This is a genomic window from Streptomyces sp. NPDC058240, assembly GCF_042882135.1.
Lineage (GTDB): Bacteria > Actinomycetota > Actinomycetes > Streptomycetales > Streptomycetaceae > Streptomyces.
In genome coordinates this window covers 22,132-29,184 of the sequence record NZ_JBHVWT010000057.1, presented here as the reverse complement: position 1 = coordinate 29,184, position 7,053 = coordinate 22,132, and the positions used below count along the sequence as shown (strand labels likewise).

5 protein-coding genes are annotated in these 7,053 nt (G+C 69.0%); 1 reads left to right on the top strand and 4 read right to left on the bottom strand.

The features are described 5' to 3' along the window. Positions 1 to 45: 45 nt before the first annotated feature. The 4 genes from ACFVX4_RS37285 to ACFVX4_RS37270 all read right to left on the bottom strand — a co-directional run bounded on the left by ACFVX4_RS37285 (position 46) and on the right by ACFVX4_RS37270 (position 4,252). Positions 46 to 813: a BNR-4 repeat-containing protein gene (locus ACFVX4_RS37285; RefSeq protein WP_389986552.1), complete on the bottom strand. Its 768-nt coding sequence runs from the start codon at positions 811 to 813 to the stop codon at positions 46 to 48. Positions 814 to 1,035: 222 nt separating this feature from the next. After that, complete coding sequence (locus tag ACFVX4_RS37280) at positions 1,036 to 2,337, bottom strand: extracellular solute-binding protein (RefSeq protein ID WP_389986549.1); 1,302 nt, start codon at positions 2,335 to 2,337, stop codon at positions 1,036 to 1,038. Between the two features lie 68 nt (positions 2,338 to 2,405). Beyond that, the gene (locus ACFVX4_RS37275) at positions 2,406 to 3,326 is read right to left on the bottom strand and encodes a carbohydrate ABC transporter permease (RefSeq protein WP_389986546.1); all 921 of its coding nucleotides are present in this window, start codon (positions 3,324 to 3,326) and stop codon (positions 2,406 to 2,408) included. After that, positions 3,323 to 4,252: a carbohydrate ABC transporter permease gene (locus tag ACFVX4_RS37270; RefSeq protein WP_389986543.1), complete on the bottom strand. Its 930-nt coding sequence runs from the start codon at positions 4,250 to 4,252 to the stop codon at positions 3,323 to 3,325. The genes ACFVX4_RS37275 and ACFVX4_RS37270 overlap by 4 nt, the downstream gene beginning before the upstream one ends. Positions 4,253 to 4,689: 437 nt before the next feature. On the opposite strand from ACFVX4_RS37270, the gene ACFVX4_RS37265 reads away from it, so the two are divergent. Beyond that, positions 4,690 to 6,990, top strand: a complete 2,301-nt coding sequence (locus tag ACFVX4_RS37265) for an FAD-dependent oxidoreductase (RefSeq protein ID WP_389986540.1) — start codon at positions 4,690 to 4,692, stop codon at positions 6,988 to 6,990. Positions 6,991 to 7,053: the final 63 nt, after the last annotated feature.

Sequence of the window (7,053 nt, the reverse complement as noted above, 5' to 3'; positions counted from 1 at the left end):
TACCGCCTCCACGGCCGCACGACGGAAAAGCGACCTCGCGAACGATCATCGCGGACCCGCCCTCACCCCCGCAGTGAATTGGGCAGCAGAGTCCTCGTACAGGAGGTGTACGCGCCCGGCGGCGTCCACCGTCAGGTCGTCGGGGTACACGGAGCGGTTCAGTGCGTCGGCGAAGGTGGCGACCACACTCCAGCGTGCGGCGGCGTTGTCCCAGCGGTACAGCTTGCCGGGACGCTGGTCGGAGCCGGAACCGACGCGGGCGGCCAGGTACAGATCGCCGTTGGGCGCGGTGGCCACAATCGGGTAGGTGATGCCCACGCCCTGGTCGGGCAGTTCGGCCGCGTGGTCCGTGACGTCCCCGCCGGCGGCTTCGGTGCGGAAATAGCGCCAGGCATTGGCGTGCATGGAGGCGAACACGTGCAGGCGGCCACTGCCGTCGCGCGCGACGGACGGCTGGTTGTGACCGTTGTCGTCGGCGAACTCGGCCTGCTGTCCGCTCTTGTCGAGCAGTGGCAGACGGCTCCAGACCCCGTCCGGGTCGCGCCGCGCGATGGCCGGGCGGTGCGTGGCGGCCGTCGAACCGGGCTCGTTGAAGGCGAAGTACGTGTACTGACCTCGGCCCTTGTACGTGGCGGCCGGCGTCCACCAGGCGGCCTGGTTCGACGAGTCCATCGCGTACGGAACTTTCTCGATCACCGTTGCGGCGGCTGCCGTGAGGTCCGTGCTGTCGGCCTGGGCGGCCGGGACGAGCGTGAGCAGGGCGGCCAGGGCCGCGGCCGAGGCGGCGTACACGCGTGCCGTGGGACGTCGCAAGGTGAACTCCTTCGCGGGCGTGATGGTGAGGCGAACGGGAGCGGCCGCGCAGGTCGGTCCACCTTCTCCGCTGCGCCGGAACTTACAACAGATCCCAAATTGTGAATAGAGATTGCGCAATGCGGATTCGAGATACATCTAAGGGAAAGCATGTGCAACATTGCGAGGGGCCCGGTGAAGGACGTTCTGCCTTCACCGGGCCCCGGACCGCCGTGCGCCGGCTCAGCGTTTGATGAGGTCGGTGACCTCCTCGGCGGCCTTCTTCATCGCGTCCTTCGGCTTCGACTTGCCGACCAGGACGGCCTGGACCTGCTTGGCCACGGCTTCCTCGATCTGAGCGTTCTGCGCGAACTGCCAGAACGGGCTGCCGGTCGCCGTATCGGTGATCTTCTCGGTCCACTCGGTGGTGAAGGTGTCCTGCGCGACCTTCGGGTCGGCCAGGCCCGCCGTGGTGGACGGCGGCAGCGCGCGGGCGGCGAAGTACTCGGTGGTGGTGGCGCGGTCGGAGGTGGTGTGCAGCGCGAACTCCGTCGCCGCGTCCTGCCCCTTGCCCTTGACGATCGCGATCACACCGCCCCACAGCAGCGCCTGCGGAGTGTCACCGGAGCGCAGCACCGGTCGCTTCATCGGCTGCATCGCGTCGGCCAGCGTCTTGTCCTTGGACTGCGCCGCGGTCACGCCCTTGCCGATGATGGCGTCGTCGTAGAAGGCGGCCTTGCCCTGCCCGAACAGGGCACGCGCGTCGAAGCGGTCCACGTCCGCGGCGATCAGCTTCTCGTCGTGCAGCTTCTTGTACCAGGTGACCGCGTCGATGGAGGCGTCGTCGCCGATGGTCACCCTGTCGTCCTCCAGGAGCGTGCAGCCGAAGGTCTGCATCCACGGGAAGATGTCCTTGAGCTGCGCGACCTTGGTGGCCGCGGCGTACGGCACGACACCGCCGCCGAGCCCCTTCAGCTCCCGCAGCGCCCCCTCGAACTCCTCGACGGTGGCGGGGTGCTTCTTGATGCCGGCCTTCTCCAGGAGCTTGGAGTTGGCGATCACACCGATCGAGCCGGTGTTCCACGGCAGGCCGTACTGCTTGCCGTCGTACATGCCGCTGTCCAGCGCCACGTTCGTGTAGCCGCCCTTCAGGGCCACGGAACCGAGGTCGGCGAGTTTGCCCATCTGCGCCACCGCGGCGAGCCAGGCGATGTCGAGATGCACCGCGCCGGTCGTCTCCCCGCCGCCGAGCTTGAGGGTGAGCTGGCTCAGGTACTCGTTGTACGGGTACGAGACCGCGCGGACCTTGGAGCTCTTGTCCTTCTCCCACGCCGCGATGATTTTCTCGATCGAGGGCTTGGCAGCCTCCTCGTTGAGCGACCAGGAGGTGAAGTCGAAGTTCTTGGACTTCGTGTCGCCGCTGTTGGAGGAGGTGCCGGCGCCGGACGGTGCGCAGGCGCCGAGCACGCCGGCGCCGGCCACACCGAGCGCGCCGATGCCGAACATGCGCAGCGCGCCGCGCCGGCTGGTGCCAGAGGTGGTCATGGTGTCTCCATGGGGGAGTGGGCGGAAGGGGTCGTGCGTGGGGGAGGGAGCGGGCGGATCCCGCGTGCTCAGCTCTTGACCGAGCCGGCGGTCATGCCGCCGACGAGGTAGCGCTGCAGGAACATGAAGGCGACGACCACCGGCGCGGACACCACCAGCGAGGCGGCCATCAGCTCGGGCCAGGCAGTCTGGAACTCACCGATGTAGGTGGAGACGAGGCCGGGCGGCAGGGTCTGCTTCTCCTTGTCGGCCAGCGTCACGGCGAAGATGAAGTCGTTCCAGCCGCGGACGAAGGCGAACAGTCCGGCGGCGATCATTCCGGGCGCGGCCAGCGGCGCCACGATGGAGTGCAGCGCCCGCCACCGGGACGCGCCGTCGATGGACGCGGCCTCCAGCAGGGCGTCCGGGATGGTGTCGAAGATGCCCTTCAGCATCCAGATGCAGAGCGGCATCGTGAACGTGGTGAAGGACAGCACCAGGGCGGTGTACGTGTTCAGCAGGCCGAAGCTGGAGAACACGGCGTACAGCGTCACCAGCAGGAGCGCCTGGGGGAACATCTGGGAGGCCAGCACCATGTGCATCAGCGACCGCCGCCCGCGGTAGCGGAACTTGGAGAACGAGTAGCCCATGTACGTGGCGACGACCACGCTCAGCACGGCGGTGATCGAGGCCACGATGAGGGAGTTGACCAGGTACTTGACCAACTGGTCGTTCTCGACGAGGGCCGTGAAGTTGCTGAAGGTGATGTCGGTGGGTATGAGCTTCGGCGGGAACTGGAAGGTCTGCTCGGGGCTGCTCAGGGCGGTGGCCAGCAGCCAGTAGACCGGCAGCATGCCGAACGCGCCGATCACCAGGATCGCGGTCCAGGCGGCGATCCGCGAGCGCAGCAGGTCCTTGCGCATCCGACGCCGCGAGGTGCGCCCGGCGGACGTGGCGGACGGCCTCAGCCGGTCGGTGCCGGACAGCGGGGTGGAGGTCGTGGAGGTCATCGGGCGTCGCCCTTCCGCTCGGTGATCCTGAGGTAGACGGCGACCAGGATGAGCAGGAGCACCATCCACAGACCGCCCAGCGCGGTCGCCCGGCCGATGTCGAAGCCCTTGAAGGCGGTCTGGTACACGGCGGTCGCGAAGGTCTCGGTGGTGCCGGCCGGGCCGCCGCCGGTGAGCACGTAGATGGTGTCGAAGTGCTGGAAGTTCCAGATGAACTCCAGGAGCAGCACGATCGAGGCGACACCGCGGACCTGCGGCCAGGTGACGGCGAAGAAGCGCCGGATCGAGCCCGCCCCGTCCATGGAGGCCGCCTCGTGCAGTTCCTTGGGCACGGTCTGCAGACCGGCCAGGAGCATCACCATCATCCAGGGGAAGCTCGCCCAGGTCTTGGTGACGATGACGGCGAGCATGGCGGTGCCGGGCTGGCCGAGCCAGGAGATGGACTCCTCGATGATCCCGGCCTTCATGAGGATGCCGTTCAGCACGCCGTAGTTCGCGTTGAAGATCCACATCCACAGGAAGGAGACCACCACGCCCGGGATCACCCACGGGAAGAGGAACAGGCCGCGCAGGAAGCCGCTGCCCTTCAGGCCCGAGTTCAGCGCGAGCGCGAGGGCGAAACCGACCACGAAGGGGACGAGGGTCGCACCGAAGGTGAAGACCAGCGTCTGCTTGAGGATCGTGAGGAACTCGCCGTCCAGCCAGTAGCTGAAGTTCTCCAGGCCGACGAACTCCCGGCCCGGCAGCCGCAGATCCTGCTTGAAGAAGCCGGTGAACAGCGCGGACAGCAGCGGATAGATGATGATCGCCGCGAACAGGGCGAGCCCCGGTGCGGTCAGCAGCAGTGCGAACGCGCCGTTGGAGAGCCGTCCGCCGGTCCGCTCACGGCGTGGAGCGGCCTTCTGTGGAGGTGCGGCCGTACTCATGGGTGTGTCCTCTCGAACGGGGCGGGAGCGCTGATGCAGGGCGTGGCACGGGAGGCCGTGCGCCGGTAGGCGGATGTGACGCGGCCGGGCGTGAGCGGTGAGCCGCCCCGTCCCCTGCTTCGACCGAGGCCCTGAGTGAATGCCATGCATGCTCCGTCGAACGCAAGTTGCAGCATGCGGGATCGTTCTCCATATCGTGCGACGGCGTCAACCCTTTTGGTCGGTGAATCGCCGGTTCCCGTATAAGACCGGCGAAGTCGCCGCACATGCCATGAGTTTGGCTGTTGGCCCACGGCGGCGATGTCGTCGGCCGCGCTGGAAACCTACAACACATCCCACTATCCGAACAGTGGTTGCACAATATGCATGTGATGTACGTTCAAGGCCGCTCCGCTGCGACGGAGAGCATCCGAGCATCACACCAAGGAGGCCGCACCGTGCGGGAAGAAGAGGTCCATTACGACATCGCCGTCATCGGCGGCGGCCTGGCGGGGACCTGCGCGGCCATCGCCGCGGCCCGGCTCGGCCGACGCGTCGCCCTGGTCAACAACCGGCCCGTCCTGGGCGGCAACGCCAGTAGCGAGGTCCGCGTCTGGGTCTGCGGCGCCACGGCCCACGGCGTGCACCGCTGGGCCCGCGAGACCGGCATCATGGGCGAGCTGTACACCGAGAACCAGTACCGCAACCCCGAGGGGAACCCGTACTACTGGGACCAGGTGGTCCTCGACGCCGTCCGGGCCGAACCGGGCATCGACCTGTACCTCAACACCGACGTACGCGAGGTCGACGCGAGCGGCCCGGACGACGCACGCGAGGTGCACTCCTGCACAGGCTGGATGATGGGCTCCGAGCGGCGTATCACCTTCCGCGCACGGCAGTTCCTCGACTGCACCGGCGACGGCCTGCTCGGCCACCTCGCCGGCGCCCACCACCGCATCGGCCGCGAGGCGCGCTCGGAGTTCGGCGAGCCCTGGGCGCCCGAGGCCGGGGACGAGGCGCTGCTCGGGTCGACGATCCTGTTCCACACCAAGGACACGGGCCGGCCGGTGAAGTTCGTGCCGCCCGACTGCGCCCGCGACCTCACCGCCACGCCCATCCTGCGCAACCGCGTGCTGCGCACCGGCGACAACGGCTGCGACTACTGGTGGATCGAGTGGGGCGGCGAGCTGGACACCGTCCACGACAACGAGCGCATCCGCGACGAACTACAGGCCGTGATCATGGGCATCTGGGACCACATCAAGAACTCCGGCGAGTTCCCGGACGCCGAGAACCTGACGCTGGAGTGGGTCGGCAGCCTCCCCGGCAAGCGCGAGTACCGCCGCTTCCTCGGCGACCACATGCTGACGCAGCAGGACATCCTGGAGCAACGGCAGTTCGCCGACCGCGTGACCTTCGGTGGCTGGTCCGTCGACCTCCACCCGGTGCAGGGCATGTACGCCGACGAGCCCGGCGCCCGCCAGCGCTACGCGGACGGCATCTTCCACATCCCGCTGCGCTCCCTGTACTCGATGAACGTCACGAACCTCCTGTTCGCCGGGCGCAACATCTCCGCCACCCACATAGCCTTCGGTGCCACCCGGGTCATGGCCACCTGCGCCACGCTCGGCGAGGCCGCGGGCACGGCCGCCGCGCTGTGCGTCGCCGAGAGCCTCAGCCCGCGCGAACTCGCCGCCGACCACCCCGAGCTGGTGCGCCGCGCCCTGCTGCGGCAGGATGCCTCGGTCATCGGCCTGTACGACGACGACCCCGACAACCTGGCGCGCACGGCCCGCGTCAGCGCCTCCTCGTACCTGAGCCGCCTGGCCGCCGAGCCCACGCCGGCCGCGCCCGGTGAGCCGTACCCGCTCACCCGGGACCTCGCGCTGCTGCTGCCGGTCGACCCGGCGCTCGACACGGTCGACCTACTCGTCCACGGCGCCCCGGGCGAGCTGCCGAGCGAACTCACCGTGGAACTGTGGAGCACCGGCCGCCCCGAGAACGCAGTCCCCGTCGACCACATGCTCACCACCATGGTGACCGTGCCGGCCGGCGGCCCTCACTGGGTCACGGCCCGCTTCGACCACCACCCGGACACCCCGGAGAACGTCGTACTGATCGTGCGCGCCTGTTCGGGTGCGGCGCTGGTCCTCGTCCCCGAGCGCACCGACGGCGTCCTCGCCCTGCGCAGCAGGGCCGAAGGAGACGCGGCCGTCGACCACGACATCCCGGAGGAAGAGGGCCAGTTGGTCCTGGAGTGGCAGGCCCGCGGACTGCGCCGCCGTACCTTCGGCTTCCGTGCGACCCCGGACACCGCCGCGTTCCTGCCCGAGCGGGCCGTCGGCGGATTCCAACGCGCCTACGGGGGCCCGCAGATGTGGTCGTCCGAGCTGCTGCCCGACCCGGACCGGGCCGCGCAGTGGCTGCGCCTCGACTGGGACAAGGAGCAGCAACTCACCGAAACGCGCGTGGTGTTCGACGACGACGTCGACGAGTACCTCAACAACCTGCACCGGCACCGCACCCCGTTCGAGGTCATGCCGGAACTGGTCCGCGACTACCGTATCCAGAGCCGCGAGCCCGATGGCACCTGGCACACGCTGCTGACGGTGACGGGCAACCGCCGCCGCCACCGCGTGCACGATCTGAACGGCGCGGACGGCGGGCCCGTGCGCACCGACGCGCTGCGGCTCGTGGTCGACACGACGCACGGGGCGCGGCACGCGCACGTGATCGCGTTCAAGGTGTACGGCGCGTAGCCACGCGGAGGGGGGGGCGACGGGGGGGGGGGTTGGCCTTCCCCAAGGCCCCCCCTTCATGGG

Bases quoted from the DNA above. Each gene is read 5' to 3' on its own strand.
- ACFVX4_RS37280 (WP_389986549.1), bottom strand. From the start codon at position 2,337: ATGACCACCTCTGGCACCAGCCGGCGCGGCGCGCTGCGCATGTTCGGC.
- ACFVX4_RS37275 (WP_389986546.1), bottom strand. From the start codon at position 3,326: ATGACCTCCACGACCTCCACCCCGCTGTCCGGCACCGACCGGCTGAGG.
- ACFVX4_RS37270 (WP_389986543.1), bottom strand. From the start codon at position 4,252: ATGAGTACGGCCGCACCTCCACAGAAGGCCGCTCCACGCCGTGAGCGG.